Source organism: Jejuia sp. G7-7, assembly GCF_055808955.1.
In genome coordinates this window covers 1,617,239-1,644,236 of the sequence record NZ_JBVVSZ010000002.1, presented here as the reverse complement: position 1 = coordinate 1,644,236, position 26,998 = coordinate 1,617,239, and the positions used below count along the sequence as shown (strand labels likewise).

At 34.4% G+C, this 26,998-nt stretch carries 16 protein-coding genes and 1 tRNA gene; 2 read left to right on the top strand and 15 right to left on the bottom strand.

What is annotated here, in order from left to right; genetic code table 11:
• Window positions 1–24 precede the first annotated feature (24 nt).
• Together AC0L5U_RS17780 and AC0L5U_RS17775 are read left to right on the top strand one after the other, a co-directional pair.
• Window positions 25–3,345, top strand: a complete 3,321-nt coding sequence (locus AC0L5U_RS17780) for an alpha-amylase family glycosyl hydrolase (RefSeq protein WP_473417779.1) — start codon at window positions 25–27, stop codon at window positions 3,343–3,345.
• A 130-nt stretch (window positions 3,346–3,475) separates the two neighbouring features.
• On the top strand, window positions 3,476–3,958 hold the full coding sequence (locus AC0L5U_RS17775) for a hypothetical protein (protein ID WP_473417778.1): 483 nt from the start codon (window positions 3,476–3,478) through the stop codon (window positions 3,956–3,958).
• A 332-nt stretch (window positions 3,959–4,290) separates the two neighbouring features.
• Here AC0L5U_RS17775 and AC0L5U_RS17770 read toward each other — a convergent pair whose 3' ends face one another.
• From AC0L5U_RS17770 to AC0L5U_RS17700, 15 genes are all read right to left on the bottom strand, one after another.
• Window positions 4,291–6,147, bottom strand: a complete 1,857-nt coding sequence (locus tag AC0L5U_RS17770) for a family 43 glycosylhydrolase (RefSeq protein ID WP_473417777.1) — start codon at window positions 6,145–6,147, stop codon at window positions 4,291–4,293.
• Complete coding sequence (locus AC0L5U_RS17765; RefSeq protein ID WP_473417776.1) at window positions 6,137–7,801, bottom strand: sulfatase family protein; 1,665 nt, start codon at window positions 7,799–7,801, stop codon at window positions 6,137–6,139. Before AC0L5U_RS17765 ends, AC0L5U_RS17770 begins: the two co-directional genes overlap by 11 nt.
• Window positions 7,798–8,685: an alpha/beta hydrolase gene (locus AC0L5U_RS17760; protein ID WP_473417775.1), complete on the bottom strand. Its 888-nt coding sequence runs from the start codon at window positions 8,683–8,685 to the stop codon at window positions 7,798–7,800. Before AC0L5U_RS17760 ends, AC0L5U_RS17765 begins: the two co-directional genes overlap by 4 nt.
• On the bottom strand, window positions 8,685–11,039 hold the full coding sequence (locus AC0L5U_RS17755; RefSeq protein WP_473417774.1) for a glycoside hydrolase family 2 TIM barrel-domain containing protein: 2,355 nt from the start codon (window positions 11,037–11,039) through the stop codon (window positions 8,685–8,687). Before AC0L5U_RS17755 ends, AC0L5U_RS17760 begins: the two co-directional genes overlap by 1 nt.
• 8 nt (window positions 11,040–11,047) lie before the next feature.
• On the bottom strand, window positions 11,048–11,308 hold the full coding sequence (locus AC0L5U_RS17750; protein ID WP_473417773.1) for a hypothetical protein: 261 nt from the start codon (window positions 11,306–11,308) through the stop codon (window positions 11,048–11,050).
• Between the two features lie 112 nt (window positions 11,309–11,420).
• Window positions 11,421–13,670: a beta-glucosidase BglX gene (gene bglX, locus AC0L5U_RS17745; protein WP_473417772.1), complete on the bottom strand. Its 2,250-nt coding sequence runs from the start codon at window positions 13,668–13,670 to the stop codon at window positions 11,421–11,423.
• Window positions 13,671–13,673: 3 nt separating this feature from the next.
• A complete protein-coding gene (locus tag AC0L5U_RS17740) occupies window positions 13,674–14,468 on the bottom strand; it encodes a carboxylesterase family protein (protein ID WP_473417771.1) in 795 nt (264 codons plus the stop codon).
• A 10-nt stretch (window positions 14,469–14,478) separates the two neighbouring features.
• A complete protein-coding gene (locus AC0L5U_RS17735) occupies window positions 14,479–15,852 on the bottom strand; it encodes a glucoamylase family protein (RefSeq protein WP_473417770.1) in 1,374 nt (457 codons plus the stop codon).
• Between the two features lie 5 nt (window positions 15,853–15,857).
• Window positions 15,858–17,186 carry a glucoamylase family protein gene (locus AC0L5U_RS17730; RefSeq protein ID WP_473417769.1) on the bottom strand — a complete coding sequence of 443 codons (1,329 nt, stop codon included), beginning with the start codon at window positions 17,184–17,186 and terminating at the stop codon, window positions 15,858–15,860.
• Between the two features lie 142 nt (window positions 17,187–17,328).
• Window positions 17,329–19,107 carry a LamG domain-containing protein gene (locus AC0L5U_RS17725; protein ID WP_473417768.1) on the bottom strand — a complete coding sequence of 593 codons (1,779 nt, stop codon included), beginning with the start codon at window positions 19,105–19,107 and terminating at the stop codon, window positions 17,329–17,331.
• Between the two features lie 13 nt (window positions 19,108–19,120).
• Window positions 19,121–20,668: a RagB/SusD family nutrient uptake outer membrane protein gene (locus AC0L5U_RS17720; protein WP_473417767.1), complete on the bottom strand. Its 1,548-nt coding sequence runs from the start codon at window positions 20,666–20,668 to the stop codon at window positions 19,121–19,123.
• A gap of 12 nt (window positions 20,669–20,680) precedes the next feature.
• Complete coding sequence (locus AC0L5U_RS17715) at window positions 20,681–22,255, bottom strand: SusC/RagA family TonB-linked outer membrane protein (protein ID WP_473417766.1); 1,575 nt, start codon at window positions 22,253–22,255, stop codon at window positions 20,681–20,683.
• Window positions 22,252–23,712, bottom strand: coding sequence for a SusC/RagA family TonB-linked outer membrane protein (locus AC0L5U_RS17710; RefSeq protein WP_473417765.1), 1,461 nt, complete (start codon window positions 23,710–23,712; stop codon window positions 22,252–22,254). Before AC0L5U_RS17710 ends, AC0L5U_RS17715 begins: the two co-directional genes overlap by 4 nt.
• A gap of 222 nt (window positions 23,713–23,934) precedes the next feature.
• Window positions 23,935–26,733, bottom strand: coding sequence for a helix-turn-helix and ligand-binding sensor domain-containing protein (locus tag AC0L5U_RS17705; protein ID WP_473417764.1), 2,799 nt, complete (start codon window positions 26,731–26,733; stop codon window positions 23,935–23,937).
• A gap of 171 nt (window positions 26,734–26,904) precedes the next feature.
• Window positions 26,905–26,977, bottom strand: a tRNA-Met gene (locus AC0L5U_RS17700).
• Window positions 26,978–26,998 lie beyond the last annotated feature (21 nt).

The window sequence follows — 26,998 nt, the reverse complement described above, 5'->3', positions numbered from 1 at the left end:
GCCTTTTTTTCCAAAAAAGTTACTATGAAAAAAATAGTTTCAATACTCATGTTGATGTTTGCAGTATGTTCTTATTCGCAAACAGTTTCAACAATACCTGCAATACCCACAGCTTCTACTGCTATTACAATTACTTTTGATGCCACAGGATCAGAATTAGATAATTACACGGGTGATATTTATGCTCATACTGGAGTTTTAACCTCTGCATCTACAGGTAATTCTGATTGGAAACATGTTATTGGCGCATGGGGAAATAATACAACACAACCAAAATTAACAAGAAAGAGTACAAATATTTATGAACTGGTAATCACACCAGATATTTTAACCTTTTACAATACAGATGTTGGTGCAACGATTACTAATATTGCTATAGTTTTTAGAAGTGCTGATGGTAGCCAACAATCTAGACCAGATATTTTTATACCTATTTTTGAAGACGGCTTAAACGTTACCATTACCAATCCTTCAAACAATGCTGTATTCAATTTAAACGATAATATTACAATAAGTGCAGAATCTAGTGTATCTACAGATTTAGAATTGAAAGTGAATACGGCTTCAATTCAAACGGCTACTAGTGCAACTTCTATTTCATCAGCTTACACATTTACTACAACAGGTGCATATACAATTAATGCAACTGCGATTCAAGGTAGTGAAACTAAAGATGAAACTATTTCAGTATATGTAAAAACACCAACTATAAATGAAACACTTCCAAGTGGTTTAGAAAACGGGGTAAATAAAAACAATGATGGTTCTGTAACTTTCGTACTTCAAGCACCTTTAAAAACAGATGTTTTTCTAATAGGAAGTTTCAATAATTGGGAATTAAACCCGATGTATCAAATGAAAAAAGATAATGATACATTCTGGTTAACCTTAAATGGTTTAGACGCCAACACAGAATATGCGTATCAGTACTACGTGGATTACAGTTTAACAGTCGCTGATCCTTATTCTAAAAAAATACTAGACCCGAATAACGATCAATTTATTCCTGACACTACTTACCCAAACCTTATGGCTTATCCATCAGGGAAAACATCAGGAAATGTATCTACTTTTCAAATAAACGAAACGCCTTATACATGGCAAACAAATTCATTTGTAAAACCTAATAAAGAAAATCTCATCATTTATGAAATGCTGATTCGAGATTTTACAGAATCTGATTCATTTTTAGAGGCTATGACACATCTTGATTACTTAGAAAATCTTGGTGTAAATACCATAGAATTAATGCCAATTAATGAGTTTGAAGGTAATGATAGTTGGGGTTACAACCCATCTTTTCATGGTGCTTTAGATAAAGCTTATGGCACTCAAAATCATTTTAAGTCTTTTGTAGATGCTTGTCACGAAAAAGGGATTGCAGTTGTTATAGATGTGGTTTACAATCATGCCTTTAGCCAAAGTCCGTTAGCACAATTATACTGGGATAGCGCCAATGCAAAACCCGCTGTTGATAATCCTTGGTTAAATCCAGATGCAAAACATCCTTTTAATGTAGGTTACGATTTTAATCATGAGAGTGAATACACAAAAACTTATGTAAAACAAACTTTAAAATATTGGATTGATGAATTTAGAGTAGACGGATTTCGTTTTGATTTATCAAAAGGATTTACACAAACCAACAATCCGAGTAATGTGGGAGCTTGGGGAAACTACGATGCTTCTAGAGTAGCTATTTTACAAGACTATGCCGATTATATTACAAACAATGTATCGTCTGACGCTTATTTAATTTTAGAACATTTAGCAGATAATTCAGAAGAAAAAGTTCTAGCCGATTACGGTTTTATGCTTTGGGGAAATCTTAACCATAATTTCAATCAAAACACCATGGGTTATACTTCTGACACAGATGTATCTTGGTTATCTTATACTGAAAGAAATTGGAACAATCCTCATATTGTTGGTTATATGGAAAGTCATGATGAGGAGCGCTTAATGGTAAGAAACCTAAACAACGGTAATTCTAATGCTGAACTTGATACCAAAAATTTTGAAACTGCTTTAGATAGAATAGAAGCAGCAACCGTTATTTTTTATGGCGTTCCTGGACCAAAAATGCTTTGGCAATTTGGAGAACTTGGTTATGATAAAAGTATTAACTGTGAAAACGATATTACAAATGGTAACTGTAGATTAGACAGAAAACCTGTGGCGTGGACTTTAAATTATGACGAAGATGCAGACCGTTTAGATTTGTATGGCGTAACGTCGAAAATAATGCTACTAAAAAAAGAATATCCTTCAACATTCAATACAACTGATTTTTCATATAGTTTGAATGGCTTAGTAAAACGCATCAATTTAAATGATAATGCGGGAGATTTCGATGTAACTATTATCGCTAATTTTGATATTGTTAATAAATCTATAGTCCCTGAATTCTCAAAAACTGGAACTTGGTACAATTTATTAAATAACAATACTCCCCTAGAAGTATTTAATGTTTCATCATCAATGACATTAGCTCCAGGAGAATATAGAGTTTACGCAACACAACCTGTGATTGACCCAAATGATTTAGATAGTGATAGCATATTAAACGCAGATGATGCTTGTGCCAATACACCATTGGGAGCAACTGTAGATGCTAACGGATGTGAAATATTCGTATTACCTGTTACTAATTTTAAATTACAATTAGCTAGTGAAACTTGCAGGAGTAGTAATAACGGAATTATAGATATTGCTGCTGTAAAAAATTTAAATTATACAGCAACAATAACTGGTAATGGTTTAAATACATCGGATGCTTTTACAACTTCTTTTATAAAATCCAATTTAGAAGCTGGAGATTACAAAGTTTGTATTACAGTTGAAGGGCAAGCAGATTATGAACAATGTTTTAATATAACAATTAATGAACCCGAAGATTTATCTGTAACCTCAAAAATTAGCAATACAAAGAACTCCATTGCACTAAACATGGATGGTAGTGATTCTTATAAAGTAACCCTAAATGGTGTTACCACGGAAACCTCAGCCTCCCAAATAGAACTTCAATTACGAGTGGGAGAGAACAAAATTAGTGTTGAGACTGATAAAACATGTCAAGGTAAATTTGAAAAAACCATTTTTTATGGTAATGAAATTGCTGCATTCCCTAATCCAATTACAGACAACTTAACTGTCTATTTAGGCGAATTAAACTCTGGTATTGCAACAGTAGAAATATATTCTGTTTTAGGTAACAAAGTCTACAATACGAGTAGCCCAACACCTAATTTAAGAATTGATACCTCTAGTTTCTCTAAAGGAATTTACATCTTAAAAGTTGCAACTAAAATAAATAGTAAAAGCTTTAAAATTATTAAGAACTAATGAAAACATCACTTATATATATTATCGGAAGCTTCGCTTTGTGTCTTTTTTGTTTCAATTGCAGTAGTGGCGGTGGCGATGATACTCCAGATCCTGGACCTGAAAAAAAGACCCGCCGAGCCCAGCAACCTTGGTATTCCCCAACAATAATTCGGAATGTACCGAAGGTTCCAATTTAACAAGTACAGAAAGTACAATTGTTTTCAATTGGAATGATGCCAACAATACAGACTCATACCAGTTATTTATAAAAAATCTAGAGACACAAACTACAGCAAATTATACAGCAACGGTTTCAGAAAAAAGCGTGAAAATTTTAAGAGGCACACCTTATTCTTGGTATGTAGTCTCAAAAAACTCAATAACGCAAACTGCCCAAAGCGGCACCTGGAAATTTTATAATGCAGGAGAAGCAGTTTCATCATATGCACCATTTCCAGCAGAATTGGTTGCCCCTGCTTTATCAGCTAAGTTGGCTGCATCTACTACAAGCACTCAATTACAATGGTCTGGAGCAGATGTAGATAATGATATTAAGGACTATGATCTGTTTTTTGGAACAACAACCCCACCAAGTAACAAGACGACTACAACCACCAATTCAAATTTTTAGTTACTGTAAGTTCTGGGAATACCTATTACTGGAGAATTGTTACAAAAGACGATCAAAACAATAGTTCGGAATCTCAAATATTTCGATTTAGTGTGGAATAGAAAAGTAACTAAAACTCTTTTATGTTGAAGAAGTTTTACAAATGAAATTGTTTAGTTTAGTTTAGTTTAGTTTGGTTATTGGTTAAAAACTAATAACGATGAAAAGGCTCCTCCTCAGGGGCTTTTTCTATTCTGAATTCTAAAACACCAAAAGGAATAATATAAAAAAAGGTCAATGTACCGTCCCAAAATCTTTCGGAACTAATCATAAATTCCCAAAATAAACCCTAATTATTCAGCAAATAAAACAGCACTTTTTTCTGAAATCCCATTTTCATTAAATGCTTCTATTGTAAAATAATATGAAGTATCTCGATCCAAACACCGCATAAAATGTTCATTGGTATCGTAAACCAACCACGACTGGTAAAGTTTGTCTGGAGCAATTCCCCAACGAATGTTATAACCCTGAGCACCTTTTACAGGATTCCAAGTAAATGCTATATCTCTTCGGTCGGTTTTGCGTTTTACCCTGAACTCTTTTACACTTGTTGGTATTTCGCCATTACCCATACCAAACACCCTGAACTCAGACATAGCAAAATTTGCTCCAGACACTTCTACATTGTTATAGCGCACATACTTCGCATGAACTGGGGTATCTAATACGACATAAGCGTTAGGCGCATCAATATCACTTTTGCTTCTATCAACTACAGTTTTCCAATTTTTACCATCTTCTGATGTTTCTATACTGAAACGATGTCTCAATCCTTCGGTTCGGGTATAGATACCTGATTCGTGGTCATGAAAATTCAACTGAAACGCATAAATCTTTCCTGGGTTTTGCATTTCAATTTTTAGCCATTGTTTATCATTATTGGCTTCGGCCACCCAAAATGTTTTCGGGTTTTCATCAGTCAATACTTTCGATATAATTTCTTCGCTTGCGGTTTTTTCGAGAGGTAATTCTGTGACCTGCACATCATCGTCATTCGATGTGAATTTCATAATCTGTTTTAATGATGATGACACCGTAGTACTTCCTTTATAAGAAAGCAACATCCAGCCATTATGATGTCCTGCTTTTGTAGGATGGCTTGGAGCAAAACGCGGATAATCGCCATAATCTGTAGTGCAGTACATTAAGCCTTCATCGTCAAAATAAGTTGGAAACATACACAAACGACGTTCCCATTGCGCATTAGAGGCCAATGCCATTGTTCCAAAATGCCAATATTGTCCGTTGGTTTGCTTAACGGTAATACCATGTCCTGCACCATTGGTAAACCCTCCCGGCTTAAAACTCATTGGATTATTTTTCATACACTTAAATGGCCCTAGAGGTGTATCTCCAATATATGCACCATCTGCATACACATTAAACTGAGTCCCAGGAGCGGCATACTGTAAATAATATTTCCCTTTGTGCTTTGTCATTGAAGCGCCTTCCATATAACCTTCCTCCAAAGTGGGATGAAAATTATTTTCGCCAAAGCGTTCCCATCCATATTTCTCCTCAACAAGATTGATCAATTCTTTTTTAACACCTGTTTCGAGAAAACGGTCGTCTTTATTCAGCATTTTTACGCGGATAGGGTGTACATTGGACGATCCCCAATATAAATACGTCTTGCCGTCGTCATCAATAAACAATTCTGAATCTTGAATATTTTTTGAAATAGAAGCTGTTGGTGTCCATTTTCCTTCTTTTGGATTATCTGTGTAAAGAATGCTTCCATAGCCCGCTGGATCGCCAGCAAAATAAACTAATGAATCTTTATAATTAAAAGCAGTAGGTGCGTTGCATCCTTCAAAAAACCATTGTTGGGGCTTAATGAATTTCCAGTTTACCAAATCTGTAGAATGCCAATAGCCAAAAGAACGCGTGACGAACATGTAATATTCTCCACGGAATTCGATTACAGCAGGGTCTGCGCCTGAGCGATAGGATAAGTTTCTGCTTGAATTGTAAACCATGTAGGTATAGTCTATATCCAATGGATTACAATACGTATTAGAATTATTTTTATATTCTAAAGTAGTTTTAGAAGTCTCTTGTTTTTCTATATTACCTGCATCCTTACAGGCCTGAAACCCAATAAGAATCAAAAAAGCAATTGCTATATTAAATTGTTTAGTGCTCATAAGCTTCCATTGGTTGTCCTCTTAATCGTTCAAAACCTTTATAGGCTCTTTGAATTTGTTTTTTGTTAGCTTGTTTTAATTCTTTATTAGTAACATTATATTCTTCTTGTAATTCTGCTAATCGTTGTCGCAAAATTTGTTCAATTTCATTATAAGCATCATCATTTATCACATTATTAACTTCTGAAGGATCTTCTTTTAAATCGTATAATTCCCATTCATTAATATCATCATACACATGAATTAATTTAAAGCGATCTGTACGCACTCCATACATTTTCTTAACCATATGAAATGCCGGAAAATCGTAATAGTGGTAATAAATGGCATCTCTAAAATCCTCATCCTTTATTTTTTTAGTAACCAAAGGCTTTAATGATTTTCCTTGCATATCTTCAGGGATATCAACATTTGCAAAGTCTAAAAAGGTTTCAGCAAAATCCAGATTTTGGGTTAATGCGGTAATTTCAGTACCCGCCTTAATCACTTTTGGATATTTCATTAGCATTGGCATTTCCAACGATTCTTCATACATAAAACGCTTATCGAACCAGCCTTTTTCGCCTAAATAAAACCCTTGGTCTGTGGTGTAAATTACGATGGTATTTTCTTCTAAATTATTCGCTTTTAAATAATCTAAAATTCTACCAACACCTTCATCTACCGCAGCAATAGTTGCCAAATAATCTTGTAAATAGCGTTGTAATTTCCATAAGTCTAAATCTTTTCCTTTTAAATTGGAATCATGAAATGCGTCATTTTTTGGTTGATAGGCTTTATCCCAAACGGCACGTTGTTCTGGAGTCATTCGATTAAAATCCGTTTTCCACGGATTGTGTGCCAATTCTGGACTCCCTTTCTTTTTTGTCATTTTCAAATCATGACCTTCATACATGTCCCTGTAAATAGTTTGGTATTGCTCTTTTGAAGCCGTAGAGTTTTTATGGTCTGCAAAATACGTGTCTGGTATGGGGAACTTTATATTATCATATTTATTAACGTGTCGTAATGCTGGCATCCAGTTTCTATGTGGTGCTTTATGTTGCACCATCATCATGAATGGTTGCTGACTGTCTTTAATTTTATCTAAATATCTAATGGCATCATCAGTTACAATATCGGTGGCATAGCCTTGAACCATAGTAGTATCAATGGTTTTAGTTTCTGGGTTTACTGAGATAAAATTAGGGTTGTAATAATTACCTTGGTCTTGAAGAATGTTCCAATAATCAAAACCTTCCGGTGCACCATGTAAATGCCATTTACCAAACACAGCAGTTTTATAACCCGCTTTTTGTAACAGTTTCGGATACGTTTGTTGGCTACCATCAAAACGATTGCCATTCATCCTGAATCCGTTTACATGGCTATGTTTTCCTGTTAAAATTACAGCGCGACTCGGGCCACAAATAGAGTTGGTACAGAAATTATTTTTGAAGATTGCGCCTTCGTTAGCAATTCTATCAATATTTGGAGTTGGCGCCAATTGGCTTATGGGGTGGCCGTAGGCACTTATAGCTTGTGTAGCGTGGTCGTCTGCCATGATAAAAATGATGTTGGGCCTTTTTGAGTTTACGGCAACTTCTTCCTTTTTATCTTCTTTACAAGATTGAAAAGCTACGATTACAAAAAGCACATAGATTAAGTTTTTCATGGTGTATTGATTATAGTTTTTGTTGTTTGAATGGTTTCATTCTGCTGAATGGTTCGCTTAAAAAAATCGAATATATCATCTAAATGATTGAAAGGAATTTGATTCAATTCGTGTCTACCTCCGACTACTTTATGTAAATAAAATGAAGTTTCTAAATCATTCAATTTATCAGCAATAATTTCAGAACCTTCTAAAATCATATAACCCAATCTATCAGATGCGCAGTAATGATGTGGCGCTTTACCAAAAGGCACGAGGTTATCATCAGTCCCATGAAATAAAACTGTTGGAACAGTATTATCTTTAGAGATATAATCTGAATTTACCAAAGCTCCTGCCAACGCTATTACGCCCGCAAAATTCACATCTTTATATATAGAAACATCATCTACAAAAAAGTTTTTTAGGTACACCGCATTTAGCACACCCTCTGCTCCGGCGCTACTGCCTCCAGCGATGATTTTTGAAGCATCTATTTGAAGTTCTTTTTTATGTTCAACCACATATTTCGCAGCATCCAGATAATCAATGGCTGCTTGTCTAAAAACATCGAGCTTAAAGGTTTTTGGGCAGTCGCAACCAGAACCTGTTTTTGAACCTTTTAATAATAATCTGTACGATATTGAAATACCAATGTAGCCATTGGCATTAAGGTATTTCATAAATTTTACCTCATCTGGATTATCTCTATTACCACCTGCAAAGCCACCACCGTGCATCCATAAAACTACTGGTAAACTGTCGCTCTTTTTTAAATTTTTTGGAGTGTAAACATCTAACTTTAAATCTTCAGAACCCTTTTTAGCGTAGGTATACGTGGTTTTGTTTTGCGAGAATACAAAAGCACTAATACTAAAAAAGAATACTAAAATTCTATATTTCATTAATTCAGTTTTTCAATTAAAACACCACTTATCACGGGCTTCCCTTCTACAGGCCTTAAAGAAATATTTAAACCTTGATTATTATTAATATGAACAACTACCGATTTTTCAACACCATATTTTTCAGGATATTCTTCTGCCATATTGAACTGCTTTTCTATGCAAACATCATTCAAATAAACATCAAAAATGCGTTGTTCTTTTTCGCTTTCTAGAAGTTCTACTGTAGCATTTAGATTATAAATATTTTCAGTAGGCTTTATTTTAGGTTCTACAAAAAACAAAGTTACTTTGTATGCTCCATCAGGAACATCCAATTTATAACGTGTACAACCTTCCAACATAGTTTGGAATAATGGGTCTGAATCTGTATTTCTGATACTATATGGAATGCCTTGGTGTTTTTCTTTACTCACATTATACACCTCTCCGTTTTCATACCCAAAAAACCCTTTTTTATACGGTTGATCTGGAACGAAAGTTAATTGACGCTCATCATCCTTAAAATAAAAATGGGAGCCAATATTGATTCCTATTCTAGAAAATGTTTCAAAATTTAAAACATTGATTTTTATGATGTTAATAGTTTTTTCTTCGGAAGTCGTCCCTAAAATTACTTTAATAGTATTATCTCCATTTTGAAATGGCAGGTCAACAGTTACAACTCCATTTACAAACGTCACATCTTGAATTTTTTTACCATTCAAAAATACTTCTCCATTCTTTTGATTTGAAAATATTTGAACAGGATAAGCCTCATCATTAAATAAAGTCAATCCATCTAAATACCCTGAAGCAATATGAGTAAAAGGCGCATTCTTATCTAAAACCGATTTGTACCAATAGTAAATTTCCTTTGGTGTTCTATCATACTGAATCAATCCTTTTTGATTAACATGTGGTATGGCATCGCCACGGAATTCAGAACCAAAATCTGCAAAATTCCACGCCGTCATTCCAGTCATGTAAGGTCTCTCGGTAATTTGCTGGTAATAGGATTGATGCAATTTTGCTTGATACTCTGTTGAAAAATCGAACTTTTTGGGAGTCTTCGTAAAAATTCTAGCATCTGCTCCGGGACCATATTCTGATAGCAATAAAGACCGATTTGGATAACGTTTGTGCTGTTCATCCAAAAAGATTCCCAAATCTGGAATGTCTTTATCATACCAACCAAAGTATAAGTTCCAACCGAATAACATGGGCAAATCTGCTATTCCAGTTTCATTGTATAATTCGTTTAAATGCCCCGCCATTACCGTGATGTGATTTGGTGCTAATTCTCGGGTTAATTTTTCTAATTGTTTGGCTAAATCTAAAGCTGCGTTTTTCTGATTTTCTTTTTCAGTTTCAGTCGATTTACCATCAAAAGCCAGTCGCAAATAAATTTCGTTCATGTAACCAAACATCACTACAGAAGGGTGGTTATAATATTGTTTTACATGTTCTTTTTGCATGTTTATACACACATCAAAAAACGTTTTTGTACTCGTTACCTTGTTGACTACGGGAATTTCTGTCCACACTAGAATCCCGAGTTTATCACACATATCATACAATTCTCGTGACTGTGGATAGTGGGCATTTCTAAGCACATTTGCACCCATATCTTTTATAAGTTGAATGTCTTTTTTTTGAAGTTCCATAGGGACTGCATTTCCATAACCTTCATAATCTTGATGCCGATTGACGCCAATTAATTTAATCGGTTTCCCATTTAAAAAGAATCCTTTTTCAGGATCTACGCTAGCCCAACGAAAACCAATATTTTGATTTTTTTCATCTAAAACAGTTCCGCTGTCATCGGATAATTGAAGTTTCAACTTATATAAATACGGAGATTCGGGCGACCAGAGTTTGGGATTGTATATTTCTGAAAATTTAATATCTAAAGCTTCCGAAGCTTCAGCACTACTTTTAAAATTCAGGTTTTTAGAAAAAATGATTTTATTTTCAGCATCTAGAATAACTGCTTTTAGTTTATTATCTGAAGAGCTCTTACTAAAATTATCCATCAATACTTTAACTTCTAAACCCGCTTTTTCTTCAGAAACCGAATAATAGTTCACATAAAAACCATCCGACGCAAAATCGGATAATGAAAAATGTTGTTTAGGTTTTGAAATGAGTTGCACGTCTCGATACATACCGCCATAGAATGTAAAATCTGCATCTAATGGCGGTATGTTTTCGTTGTGACTGTTATCTACTTTAACTTCAATTAAATTATAAGCATTAAATTTCAGATGCTTTGAAATATTAAAATTGAATGCCGTATAGCCGCCTTTATGATTACCTACATGATTACCATTTACATAAACATCCGCTTCTTGATTCACACCTTTAAAATGCAAATAGTGAATTAAATTTTCACTTTCAACAGAAAAAAAAGTTGTTTTTTATACCATCCAACACCTCTGTAGTAACCTTTTAAATCATCAAAAGCATCGTCTTTATTCCAAGTATGTGGAATGTTTATGGTTTCCCAATTTTCAGAATTTCTATTTCCTAAAACAAACTGCCAGCCCGAATTTATGGTAACGGTTTGGGCTTCTATTTTAAACAGAAAGATGTTGCATACTAAAATGCAAATGCTAAAGATTGTTTTGTATGAACTATTCAAATTCAATGTTTTTATGAGTTTTAGACCTGTCGATTTTGAAAACCTGACAGGCCTTTTTTAGGTGATATTAAACCTACAAAGTTTTGAAAACCTCTCAGGTTCTTGCTATTAACTATTCTAATGTAAAGGTATGTTCAAAGTCGAAATCTGAAGTGCCTTTAATGGAAATTTCAAATTCTCCTGGCTCTACATCAAATTTCATTTCGGCATTATAAAACTTTAAATCTTCAGCGGTTATGTCAAAATTCACGGTTTTACTTTCGTCCTTTTTAAGGAATATTTTTTGGAACCCTTTGAGTTCTTTTACTGGTCTTGTAATACTTCCCACTTTATCATGAACATACAACTGAACCACCTCATATCCATCATAATCTCCTGTATTTGTAATAGTTGCAGAAACTGATAAGGTATCTGAAAACCCAATTGTATTTGATGACAATTTAACATCAGAATACCCAAAAGTGGTATAACTCAACCCATGACCAAAAGGATACAATGGCGTATTTGGAGCATCTAGATAATGAGATTTATAATCCTCATGTGGGTTACTAGCTGGAACTGGACGTCCCGTATTTTTCATATTGTAATAAATAGGTACCTGTCCTAAAGTTCTTGGAAATGTAACCGGTAATTTTGCAGATGGATTGTATGTACCAAAAAGCACATCTGCAACACCATAACCCCCACTAGTTCCTGGAAACCAAGTTTCTAGAATCGCATCGACCAAAATATCTTCTTCAGACAAATCTAATGGGCGACCATTCATCAATACCAAAATGATTTTTTTGTTTGGTACCGCTTTTCGTATCGCTTTAATTAAATCGGTTTGGCGGCCTGGTAATTTTATATTAGTTCTGCAAGCTGCTTCTCCACTCATATCATAATCTTCTCCCATAACCATCACTATTTTGTCGGCTCTTTTTGCTGCGGAAATAGCGTTTCTGAAATCGCTTTCGTCTTCGCCTTCAATCTCACATCCTTTTGCGAAACTAATTTTTGAATCGCTTAAATACTCTTGAACACCTTGATGTACACTAATGGCTTTTCCTCTTCTATCGCCTGCTGCTGCCCAATTTCCAATAATGTTTTCTTTGTCTTTTACCAAAGGCCCGATTAAGGCAATGGTTTGATTTTTATCTAAAGGCAATGCGTTTTCATCATTCTTTAATAGTACAGAACACATGGCAGCAGATTTTCGCGCTGCTTCCAAAAATTCTGGTTTGTAAATCACTTCCTTTTCACGTTGCTCATTACAATATTTATAAGGGTCATCAAACAACCCTAATTTGTATTTTGTTAAGAGAATTCTTCTGCAAGCATCGTTAACCAATGCAACATCAACTTCGCCTTCGTTTACTAATCCCTCAAGATATAAGCGGTTTGCACTACTCATCATATCTTGGTCTATACCAGCTTCAATTGCTAATTTTGTGGCGTGTTTTTCATCTTTAGCAAAACCGTGTTCAACCAATTCGTTTATAGCCGTATAATCTGTAACCACAAAACCATTGAAGTGCCATTCGTCTCTTAAAACATCCTTAAAAATGAATTTATTAGCAGTTGCTGGAACGCCGTTCAACTCATTAAAAGCCGTCATAAATGTTTCAACACCAGCATCAACAGCTGCTTTAAATGGTGGTAAATAGACGTTTCTCAATTCATCATGCCCCATGTTTACGGTATGATAATCACGACCTGCCTGAGCAGCACCATAACCTACAAAATGTTTTGCGCATGCTAAAATGGTGTTGTCTTTTGATAGGTTATCGCCTTGAAACCCTTTTACATAAGCCTTTGCTATTTTGCTACCTAAGTATACATCTTCTCCTGCGCCTTCAGAAATTCGCCCCCAACGCGGATCCCTTCCTATATCAACCATTGGGGCAAACGTCCAATGGATACCTACTGCGGAGGCTTCTTCAGCCGCAATACGTGTACCTTTTTCAATATCTTCTAGATCCCAACTTGCTGCAAGTCCTAAATTGATTGGAAAAATGGTTCTAAAACCATGAATGACATCATAACCAAACAACAACGGAATTCCCAAACGGGTTTCTTCAACTGCCAATTTTTGCAAATCTCTAGTTGCTTTAGCAGAATATACATTTAGCATAGCACCTACTTCAGCACCTTTAATATAGGTTCTGAAATTTTTATTTACTGTTGGCCCTGTAACCGCTCCACTACCACTATACATAACGGTTTGTCCTATTTTTTCTTGCAACGTCATTAAACTCATTATGGAGTCTACTTTAGCATCAAAAGATGTTTCTTTTTTAGAAGTGGTATTAGAATCTGTTTTACAACTAAAAACAGTTATTATGAGTAAAAAAATACAAGTTTTGGTTAGTGTTTTAATCATTTTTTAATGTTTTAAATTTGAAAATAGCCATGGTAACAATTCTGGTTCGGCAAAAGCAGAATCCCAACTATTATGGTTGTCCTTGGCATATAATGTGAAACTTGGTTTGCCGCCGTGCTTCAAAATACCATCCACCATTTTTACAGATAATTGAGGGTTTACGACATCATCATTGGCGCCATGAAACACCCAAAACGGTGTGGTTTTCGCATACACTTTTGTAGCTTCTGGATTTCCTGCGCCACAAATTGAAAACGCCGCAGCAAATAATTCTGGCTTTCGGTAAACAATTTCAAAAGCACCAATGCCACCCATGGATAAACCACCTACGTAAACTTGATGTTTATTTACATAAGGTTTTGAAACCATATCTTCCATTAATTGCATGACCAATTTTAGAGGTGCTGTAGGTTTTATATCCAACGGGAACTCTAATTTTATGGGTCTTGAAGTCCTATCTACCGTTGCATTTGCCCAATAGGAATTCTTAGGACATTGTGGAAAGACAACGATTGCAGGAAAATTAATTCTGTTTTCTTCGGAAGCAAATAATTTACTACCGTGAACTAATTGTGATTGATTATTATTTCCACGTTCTCCAGCGCCATGTAAAAACAAAACGACTGGATATTTTTTTGATGTGTCGAAGTCTTTTGGCATCATCATGCGATATTGCATAGTATCAGATTGATTAATAAAATATTCTTCTGAATACAATTCTTGATGTTGCGCCATCAAAATATTTGATACGCTTATCAAAAACATTATTAATGAATATTTTATTGACTTTTGAATCATTTTTTAAATTTCAATAATTGAATCCTAATTTATCCAATCCTTTTTTAACATCTTCATTTTGCATGAATAAATTCCAAAGTAAACCTGTTCTGTGGTTTTCAATCATGACAATTTGAGGGCCTTGGTCTATCGCTAAATAAGTTTCGGTTACCCAAAAGTTATAATGTGGACTAAAGGCATCGTAAAACCCTGCAGGCCCAAGCATTTTATCTTTTTTCTGATAGAGATAATGCATCACTTTTAAGGATTCATTAGGCGTATAAGGTATTGAACTAATTGCTGCTGTTGGAGACACAACCCCTTTATCGTTTGATGGACTGTGAGCTGAATAGCCTCGTGTTCCATCAGTATTTCTGGAATAACTAGCGGTTAAACCCCAACAATCCGCTCCGTAATCAACATAGTTTTTTGGATTCGCAATACAATATTGACGATTGATTTTGGTATGATTTACGGCAAGATTCCAGTAATTTCCGTATTGGTCGGTTAAATTTTTCGGATTTAATCCTAAGAATGAATAATGGCTGAAAAATAATGGTCCGCCAAAGTTTGAACCACCAGCATGTCTCAACACCAACGGAAAACCATATTGTGCTGCAGATGATTTAATGCCACCGCTGCTTGCCCACCCTTTTTCATAAGCGACTTTGCTGATAGAATAATCTGGGGATGCAGCTCCTAAAACATAAGTAACCAAAACCTCGTTATAACCTGTGAGTTTTAAGTTTTTTTCAAATCCAAAATTCGGGCTCCAATGCCAATACAAAACATCTTGATTTTGTGTGTACCAATTCCATTCAACACCTTTCCAAAGTACATCTGCCTTTTGAGCCAAGGCTTTTTCTGTATCTGAACCATTCTTAAAATATTCTTTTATGCAAATTAGCCCTTGAACCAAAAAAGCGGTTTCAACTAAATCGCCACCATCATCTTTTGGGCTAAAAGGCAAAACATTTCCAGAGTTGCCATCTATCCAATGTGACCATGCACCATGAAATCTATCTGCATTTTCTAAAAATGTTAGAATTTTGTTTAATCTAGAAACAGCTTCTGTTCTGGTAACGTAACCTCGTTCTATGCCTACCAAAATACTCATAAATCCGAAACCAGTTCCACCTGTGGTAACCACATTTTGATTTAAAGCTGGTTCTTTAGGATGGTAACGCTCCTTTGCTGCTCCGGAATTTAAATTGGCAAAATCCCAAAAATACTTGAAAGTTTCTTTTTGGGTTAAATCCATCATTTCTTCATCACTTAACGGTACGATTACAACAGGGTCATCATCAGATTTATTTGGATCATATGGTTCTTGATATCCAGGTCCGTTATCTTTTCCACAGGAAAAAACAACTAAACAACATACTATCAAAACACATCGAATCATAGAATCTATTCGCTTTTCTTATACGTGAATTCTAGTTTATCTAAACCTTTTTGAACGTCTTGATTTGCCATAAACAAATCCCATATCATACCTGATCGATGATTTTCTATCATTACAGGAATTGGCCCTTGATCAATCGCTAAATATCTTGGATTGTACCAATTATGTTCAAAACTGAACGCATCGTATGGACCATAATCTCCAATTAGGCTGTCATGGTCTTTATACAATTTTTTCAACATTTGCATGCTTTCAGTTGGGGTGTATGGAAATGAGGATAGTGCTGCTGTAGGTGCTACAACACCTAAATCTTTATCTGGCCTGTGTCCTTTGTAACCTTTTACCGAATAACTCGATGTTAAACCCCAAATACTATCGCTATAGCCTTTGTAATTATGCGGATTCTTAACTGCATGTTTGTAATGTATTTTCGCTTGATTTTGAACTAATTTCCAATAGTCTGCATATTTATCAGATAAACCATTAGGGTTTAAACCTGTATAAGAATAATGCGCCCAAAACATTGGACCTACAGGAGATTCGTCATGCTCGTAATAATCTAGAACTAAATCCTCTCCATAATATTTTTCATTTGAAACTATATTTCCATTTCTAGCCCATCCTTTATGATAGACCGAAGGCTTTACAGAATGTGTTGGAGATGACGCAGCTAGAACATACATAATTAAACATTCGTTATAACCACCAACGGGAAAATCTTTTTCCCATTTATATTTTGGAGACCAATGCCAATATAATACGTCTTCGCCTTTAGTGTACCAATCCCATTCTACTTCTTTCCAAAGTTTATCAATTTTTGCTGCCAGTTTTTGTTCTTCTGTGTTGCCATCTTTAAAGTATTCTGCAACGGTTAACATCCCTTGAATTAAAAATGCGGTTTCAACTAAATCGCCACCATCATCTTTTTTACTGAAGGGCATTGCTTTACCTGTTTGTCCATCTATCCAATGTGACCATGCACCATGAAATCTATCTGCTTTTTCAAGAAAATCTATCATTTTTACAAAACGATTAAATGCTTGATCTCTTGTAATAAACCCTCTTTTTACACCTACTAAAATAGCCATCATACCAAAACCTGTTCCGCCAGTAGTTACGGTGTGCTTTGGAGAGGTTGGATAAATATCATCCATGTGTAAACGCTCTGGAGCCAGACCTGAATTAGGTTCTGCGCCATCCCAAAAATAGTTGAAGGTTTGTTTTTGAATGGTATCTAATAAAGCTTCATCATCCAAAATGAATTGATGCTTATTAGATACTATATTTGAAACTTCATCTTTTTTTGTTGTTTTTACAACTTGTAAAAATAGCACATAGAGTTACTAAAAAAAGTAATTTATACTTCATACAAAATCTTTAAAAAGTGATTAAATTAATTTTAGCTGCATTAATAAAAATGCAGCTAAAATTTTCAACTAAATAAACTAAACAATGTAAGTCAACTAAACTAATATTTTACATACTTGCTTGTATCTCAGCTTGTGTAAGTTCTTTATTGTAAAGATGTAATTCATCTAAGTAACTTGAATCAGATTTATGGTTCCAGCCTGTAAAACGTGGCGCCCCAGACATAATTGATAAAATATCACAACCTGTCCAATCTACTCCGGTAATATCACTTTCTTTGGCTAACTCGCCATTAATATAAACCTTTGCCTTAGACCCAGAAATAGTAAATGCTAGGTGTACCCATTCGTTTGCAGCTGCATCTACATCAGCAGCAGAACCACCATCAACCCAAACATTAGCTGCGCCAGTACCAACATTTAATTTAAAACGTTGCATACCACCAGCATTTTCCCTGAAGAGTCTGAACCCTGCATTTCTGTTATTTTGTTTTACTGGGTATTCCGCATTTTCTGTGTCTTCTGGACCAATAACTAATACTCCTGCACGATCAGGGGTTGCATTTACTTTATGCCACATAGTTGCACTAAATTCGTCTGCTAACAACCCTGTTGTTGGGAAAGTTAAATATGAATCTTCAGCACCAGCATAGGCATCAGCTCCTAATTTACTTTCTCCTGCAAAACTTGGTGTACCAACTGCTGTTGCTGTTGCTCCAGTTACCCAGTTTTTATAAGTACCATCAAAAGCCATATACATTGTTTCTCCATCATCTGGTGTGTAAGGGTTTGTTACTCCTAAAATATTTTGAATTTCAGCTTGTGATAAAGCCGTACTAAAAAAGCGTAATTCATCCATAAAACTACTATCAGATTTATGATTCCAACCTGTAAAGCGTGGCGCACCAGACATGATTGATAATATATCAGTACCTGTCCAATCTACAGGACTTTCTAAAGCACTTTCTTTTGCTAATATTCCATTAATGTAAACACGAGCTTCGGTTGCAGATATTGTAAATGCAACACTAGCCCATTCGTTTTTAGTTGGATCTATATCAGCTGCATCACCACCATCAACCCAAACATTTTTTGTACCTATACCAACATTTAGTTTAATACGTTGATCTCCTCCAGCGTTTTCTCTAAATAACCTGAACCCACTATTTCTATTATTTTGCTTAACTGGATAATCTGCATTATTAGGGTCTTCTGGACCTATAACTAATATACCTGCTCTATCTGGAGACGCATTCACTTTATACCAAAATATTGCAGAAATTTCATTTCCTAATTGCATTGGAGCAGTTGGCAATGTTAAATAAGAGTCTGCTGCACCTGCATAGGCATTATTACTTGCTAAACCTTCGCCAGCAAAACCAGGTGTTCCTACTTCTGTAGCTCTGGTAACAGTAATGAATTCAGTATAATCAGTTTCAAAATCCATGTAAATTGTTTCATTTGCAAAAAGAGGTACGTAAGGTGGCTCTTTTTCAAAATTAGCAGTTGCTGTTGTACTATTTCCATTGATATCGGTTGCTACAATTTTCAATTCATGTTGTCCAGTAGTTACATTATCAAAAGGTACTTCCGCAAGAACACGTCTGTAGTCTTTAAAATCTGCCATTGACGTTATTTGAGTATTGTTGATTAATACTGCGATAGTTTCTACTTCGATATCATCAGTAACTTCAAACTCAATGTTTATAGCTACTACTGGATCATTCACTTTTAATTTTGTCCCATCTGTTGGGTATTTTAAAGTAATTTGAGGTGCTCCAGCATCTGGACCTGGATCTACCGCTGTAATGGGGTCTATACCATCATCACAAGAAAAAACCAGTAATAATGCGACTAACACAATGAATTTATTTTTAAATGTTTTCATTTTCTTTATTTTTTTAATTAGATATTTCACCCAAAATTGGAAACTCGTCAATTTGGTCTTGGTGGTAGGTCACAAAAGCTTTATCTGCTGTAAATGTTCTACCCTCATAACTTAATTCATCATATTTTTCTAATCTTACCATATCAAAAAATCGTTTCCCCCACTCCATAGCAAGTTCAGCATATTTTTCATCTGCTACTTGATCTAAAGTTATACTGTTTAAAGGATCGAGGCCTGCCCTTGCTCTAACTGTATTTACAGCTTGATTTGCGGTCATTGCCGAATTTGAAGCACCTTGTAATAAAGCTTCCGCATACATTAAGAGTGTTTCTCCATAACGGTGAACGATATAATGTTTATTACTTCCGTATGATGTTCTTCCTGGAATTAATTGATTTGATGGCAAATAATGTTTCCCGCTTGAAAATATAGTTCTTGAGCTATTATTTAACTTATCTCCATCTCTCGTTGTAGACCTTACAAAATTAGGCAAAGTAACTGCCGTATAATCAGTAGTTGCTATGATACTATCAATACCTTTATCTGTAAACAATACCGAAGTTTCTAAGCGGTCACTTTCACCTCTATCAAGCATAAACTCAACATATTTCATACTAGGCTCAAAGAAACCCCATCCGCCTCCAGCACCAGCAACCGCAGGCGTCCAACCTTGAGGCCCATAAGGAGCGTATAAATGACTTTTTCTGTCCCCTTCTCCAACTCCAAAATCTGAAAACTGCATCTCAAAAAGGCTTTCGTTGCTTAATTTTCCAGGCGTTTTAAATAGCTCATAAAAATCTGGAAAAAGACTGAATTTCCCCGAACTGATGATTTCGCCTGCTGCATCTGCCACAGCTTGATAATTTTTTAGTTCTTGATTCGCAAGCGCTTTTATATGTAAGGCTGTATATCTCGTTACTCCTCCATTTAAATCTGTACGTTCATTTGGTCGCATATCTAATAAAAATGGAAGCGCTTCATCCATTTGGTCTGAGATATGCTGCATTACTTCATCCTTAGTTGGTACTGAAGTTACGCTTGCAAAATCATTAAGATTTGATGATTCTGGAATAAATACGGCTCCATAAACTTGGGAAAGCTGTAACAATAAAATAGATCTAAGCACTTTTGCCTCGGCTAAATACTGTTCTCCCAAAGCAATACCTTGATCATCAGCTAATTCCATGTACCTTTGAATCTGTTCCATTGCTGTGTGTGAAGTAATTATTGTTCCATAATACCCTTCCCATAGTGTTCTAGAGCCAAAGAATGAGTTATCATATACATAACGATCTTGATTCTTAAGTCCTTGTTGGTCACCAGCAGCGTTAACATCATCTCCTCTGGTAGAAACCACTAAAGGTCTTTCCCAGTTTCTATAAGACACCTCTCCATAAAGTCCTATAAGAGAAAATACCATATCGTCAGTTTTCGAAAAATCTGTACCGCCAGCGAAATTGTTATTGAGCTCTGGTTGGTCCAATTCACTTGAACAGCCAGAGAATAAAATCACCAACAATACTAAAAGTATCGGCAATTTGTTTGTTTTAATATATATCATAGCTATTGTTTTTTAAATTTTAATATTAACACCTAATGTGTACACCCCAGGAATTGGATATGTTTGTTGATCTCTACCATTTGCTACTTCTGGATTAAATCCATTATAATCAAATAGCGTTAAAGGACGCTCTGCTGTAATATAAAATCTTACATCTGGACTAAAATTTCCTTTTGATTTAGGTAGTGTATATCCAAGAGTTACATTTTGAAGTCGAATAAAATCTCCATCCTCAACAAAGAAACTATTCAAAAATTGGTTACTCCAAGAGTTTCTTATCCCTCTTGCTGAAGGATAGGTATTAGATGTACCTTCGCCCCTCCATCTGTTAACTGCAAAATCTCTATCAATATTTGGATCTGGGGATTGTCTTATTGCAAAACGTTTAATATTCGCTATTACATTCCCGCCTTGACCAATTATGTTTAGAGAAAAATCGAACGCTTTATAATTAAACCCTAGATTAAACCCGAAATAATATGATGGTAAGAAAGACCCTAAATCAACCCTATCTTGTGCATCTATCTCCATATCTCCATTATGATCTACAAATCTAAAATCTCCAGGTTCTACGGTTAGCCCATTACCTCTTGCTGTAACCGCAGCTGGATCGGCTAAAATTTCATCTTCATTTTGATATACTCCATCAACTTCTAATCCGAAAAATGAATTAATAGAACCACCAACAACCGAACGTTGTGCTGTATCTCCACCTGTAGTTAAATTTTCTTGTCCTGCTAGATCGAGTATTTCATTTTTTAAAGTTGAAAAATTTGCTCCAATAGAATAACTAAAATCTTCTGAAACACGTTTATTCCAATTTAAAACCAGTTCAAAGCCAGAATTTTTAATTCTACCTATGTTCTGTCTTGTTTCACCTGGCACCAAAAGCCTAGAGACTGGAATAATTGCATCCTTTGTTTCTCTATCAAAGTAATCTGCTTCAATTGACAATTGACTATTAAATAATCTAGCAGTAAGACCAATATTTGTTTCCGCTGTAACTTCCCATTTTAAAGCTTCAAAATCGCTACTTGTCACCAAACCTGGAAAACGCACGTCTCCGAAAGCAACATCGATTTCTTCAGAAGTAATTCCACCAGAACTTGCATTAACATTGGCATTTCCCAGTTCACCCCAACTTGCTCTTAATTTCAAGAAATCAAAAACACCATTATCTTTCATAAAGGATTCTTCAGAAATCACCCAACCAGCACCTATAGTAGGGAAATAGCCCCATTTTTCTTGATATTTACTTGTACCATCTGCTCTGAATGTTCCATACAATAAATATTTGTCATCAAAATTGTAGGCTACTCTACTGAAATATGAAAAGAAATATTGTCTTACTCCATTATCTCCTACACCATCTATATCTATTGTTTTCGATAAATCTAAGAAATATGATTCATCACCAATTCCTGGACCATTGGGAAAATTCAATCCTTTAGCCTCCAATTGTTCAAAAGATCTATCCCTGAAAGATGTCCCTAGTAAAACAGTTAAACCATGTTTTCCAAACTCATTATTGTAGGTTAAGGTATTATCCCAAGTTTGCTCAGAAAATGTTTCATTTCTTTTTATCAACTCAGCATTCTCTCTAAATGCATTACCGTTACCAAAGAAAAAGGCAATCTTACTTCTCTAGTTTCTGTAGTCTCGTAATTATGGAAATACGCTGTTTTAAAGTTTAATTTATCTGGTATGACTTCATATTGCAAATCGAATGTCATTAATGTATTTCTAATTTTATTTCTATTTTCTGTATTTTCTATTAAAGGAAATGGATTTTGTGTACCTCGATACCCTAAATCTTGAGCGTTTGCATAAGGTCTAGGAAATGCATCGGTTTTAGAAGGGTCTAAAACTGGCATTACTGGAACAGCAAAATAAGCTAATGCAAAAGCACCTTCTTCAGGACGATATCTTGTGGCATTACTCAAGAGTGTAGAAACTCCAACTTTTAAACGATCGCTTATATCTGCATTTAATTTTGCTCTAATATTAAAACGCTCATAATCATTTCTTGTTCGTAAAATACCTTCTTGCTCAAATTGACTTAAACCCACAGAATAAGTAACATTTTCAGCACCACCTACAACACTTAAACTATGATTTTGTATTAATGCATCTCGTAAAATCAAATCATACCAATCTGTATTAACATTAGGTATATTTGGGTTAATTCTACTCCTTCCATAACGTTGCATCGCATTATCTATAAAATCTGCTTCGGCAGTAGAACCAGACTCTCTAGCCAAGGTTGCAAACTGCTCAGAATTTGATAATTTTACAACATTGTGTGCGCGTTGAACACCTTGATAACCGTTATAGGAAATTTGAGGTTTTTGATTCTTTTTACCAGAATGAGTTTCAATTAATATGACACCATTTGCAGCTCTTACACCATAAATAGCAGAAGCAGAAGCATCTTTTAAAACGGAAATAGTTTTAATATCTTCATTATTTAAAAACCCTATATCATCATAAAATGCACCATCAACGACATAAAGTGGATTAGATGCGCCACCTCCAGTATAGGATCCAAGCCCTCTAAGTCTTACAGTTGGAGATGTTCCTGGCGCACCACTACTTACAACTTGTAAACCTGCAACTTTCCCTTGTAAGGATTGCATGGCAGCACTAGATGGAGTTCTTGTGATATCTTCAGATTTAATCGTGGTAATAGAACCTGTTAAATCAGCTTTCTTTTGTGTACCATAACCAATAACTACAACTTCATCTAATGAAGCTACGTCTTGTTCGAGGGAAACATTTAAAGTAGTTTGGTTTTGAATGAGCACCTCCATAGTTTTAAATCCAAGAAAGCTAAACTCTAAAGTTTCTCCCTTGTTGACATTGATAGAATAATTACCATCAAAATCAGTGCTTACACCCCTAGTTGTTCCTTTTACTATTACATTAACTCCAGGGACAGGAATATTATCTTCGGCACCTACAATAGTGCCGCTTATTAATATGTCTTGTGCAAAGGCATGTAATGAAAATAGAAAAATTAACAATAAAGTAAATCTTGTTTTCATATAGTCTTATTTTGAATGTTAGTTTGTACTAAATTATAAACTATGAGAGTGTTTATCAAAAAATGAATTACACATAAATTACGTCATCACTAAAAAAAGTAGAGTTCAGTACTTGACGTAGGCTATCAAGGTAAGAAATAACGAAAAACAAAGGACTTTAACTACACATGACGTACTAATGACGTACTAAAAAAACAATGAAATCAATAATTTAAAGTGTGTTTATTTGAAATTTCGTAAATAATCATTGAGAGATTTATCATTTTCTAAATTTAGCTTACGTTTTAATCTATATCTGTGCGTTTCTAAGCCTCTAATTGACACATTCATTAATGGCGCAATCTCTTTGGTCAATAAATTCATTTTGATGTAGGCACAAATCTTTAAATCCTTATGTGTTAATTTAGGGTGTTCAGTTTTTAGTTGATTAAAAAAGGCTTCATGTACTTGATTAAAGTTATATTCGAATAATTCCCATTCGTCTTCATGCCCAATAGAATTATCGATTTTACGAAGTAACCGTTTGTAAGCCGTTGGGTTATCAAAACCACTTTTATTGTTTTCAAGTTCATTTTTTATTTCAAGCATAGATTCATTCTTTTTAACCAATGCCATTGCTGTATTCGCTAATTGCTTACTCTTTAGTTTAATTTCGCTCTTTAAGGATTGATTTTTAAGCTGCACTATTTTCTTATCATTCTCAATAGCCTTTTCTTTTAATAAAACCTCTTGTTCCTTAAAAAGTTTTTCTTGTAGTGCTCTTTGTTCTTTTCCTATTTTTCGTTTGTGCAACCAGAAAAACAATGTGCCAGAAAGTAAAAGCACCATTAAATAAAACCAGATGTTTTTATACCATGGTGGCAAAATTTTTATTTTAATGATTTTTTCTCTAGATACGCCTCCAGAAAAATTTGCTGTCCTAAAATGAACACTATAATCACCATTATTGAGGTTAGATAACTCTAATTTTTCATTGTCCATTTTATACCAATTCAATATATCTGAAGTAGCAATTGCATACTCAAAAAAATGATTATTGGACAATGGAGAGGACAATGAAAGACTTATGTTTTTATTGAAAGGAAATTCATAAACTGCTTCACTATTAATATTCGTCAATTCTTTAGCAACTTCAATATTTTCAATTACAGGAGATTGAAGTGTGTCAACATTTTGTTCTATGGTTTTATTTATTAGCATAAAGCCATCATACAAGTTGAAAGTGTAAATTGAATCGTTTAATTTTGATACACTTTCTGCATCTACTACCAACCTTTTTTGAAGTAATTGATTTGGAAGGTTCAATATTTTTTTATCTTCTTCCAAAGACAAAAAACTAATTTTATCGCTACTACTTTTGGTAACAATGACATCCGTATCAGATTCTGAAATAATATCTGTATCAGCACCAAAAGAACTATTTAGCAACTTATGAGGAATAATACTATCAATTAATACTTCATACTTTTGCCAACCTTCATTAGTTTTAAAACATATTTGATTCTTGATTTTATGAACCTTCACATTAAAATCAGACAACAAGCCTTTGTCTTTATAATTTTTAAAACTTACAATACGATCATGCCTCTCATTAAATTTAACTCTATAAAGGCCTTTATAAGCATGTGCTACCCAAGCTGTATGAGTATCTTCAAATACTAGATATTTTATTGGAATGGTCTTGTCCCCTAAGTGCTCTGTATTCCATTCTCCATTTTGAAAATAAAATTTTACTAATCCTCCGTATGTACCTTGAATAAAGATATTATTCAATTCTGGAACTTTTTTAAGAACCCAACCACCTGTGAAATCTGATATTTTTTTAAGCCGATTGTTTTCAACCAAGTACGTACCATTATTATGTCCACATAATAATTGCTCATTTATTAGTTTTAAGTCCCATACTTGTCCTTGAGAGCCTTCAATAAATTTTAACTTACTATCTCCATCATCTAAATAAAACAAGCCTGTATTACTCCCCAAGTATAATTTATTATCATAATGTATCACATCATAAACTGCTCCTAGTTTTCCTGAATTATCATTATACAAAACATGGTTATAATTTAAATCTATTCGAGCTATTCCATTATCTAAACCAAGCCATAACTCATCAGATTTACCTAGCTCATGACACAACACAGTATTATTAAACAGACCATTTTCTTTATTTATATGATATTTTACATCTCCAGAATTGTTAGTGATATAAACACCATTTTTTATGGTACCAAAAACCATATCTTTACTTTTCAATATTCTAAATGTATTGAGCTGTTGTTCTTTTATAATATTAGAAATTTCAGATTGCCAAGATGCTAATTCATCCTTTTTATTATCATAAACAAAACAGCCATTTAGGGCGGTTGAGATCAATAACTTTTCTTGGTAACTTGAAATTGAAACCACCTTTGCATTATATAATTCATCCTTATTAAGAAAGGGCTGTAAAGTATTATTGTTCAAAATAAAAATACCATCTCTTACTGTTGACACATACAATTCACCATTAACTATATCACAAGACAAAATGGTTGATTCTGGCTGTATTCTGGTAACTTCTCCGTTTTGGTAACGATACAGACTAGAAAAGGATCTAAAAAATATAGCTTCATCGTAGTTTAATATTTGCCAAAACTCTTCATCCAAAGAGGTGTTTTTAGCTTTAAAATCACTTAATGATGTATATGTAAGCTTTCCTTTTATATTTTTCTCCCAATACCCAAATTCCTCATATGAACCTGTGTAAATAACATCTTTAAAAGCCAGTACGGATCGGATAATCGTTTTATTAGGTAGTTGATAAAAACCCCATTTTAAGCCATCAAACTCAACTAAACCACTATCATTAGCTACATATAATTTTCCATTTTCAGCTTGCGAAACACCCCAATTTTGATTTCCTGCATTAAATTCAGTTAATGCATAATTCCTGAAGAATGGCGTGTATTGAGCATTTAATAAAGCGTTGTAAATGCAAAAAACAAATAGAACATGTAAACATTTAATCTTCGTAAACATTATAAATAGAGTTTCTTTATTAAAGAAATTTAAAGGTAATGTATTTATCGTTCTTTGAACTGTTTGAAATTATACTAAAGGTAAAAAAGTGAATTCTAAATTAAATACACTATTTTTTGGTAAGTGAAGAAAATAAAAAACCCCTACTTTTTCAAGTAAAGGTTTTGGTAGTAGCGGGAACTGGACTCGAACCAGTGACCTTCGGGTTATGAGCCCGACGAGCTACCTACTGCTCTATCCCGCGATATAATCTCAAAAATGATTG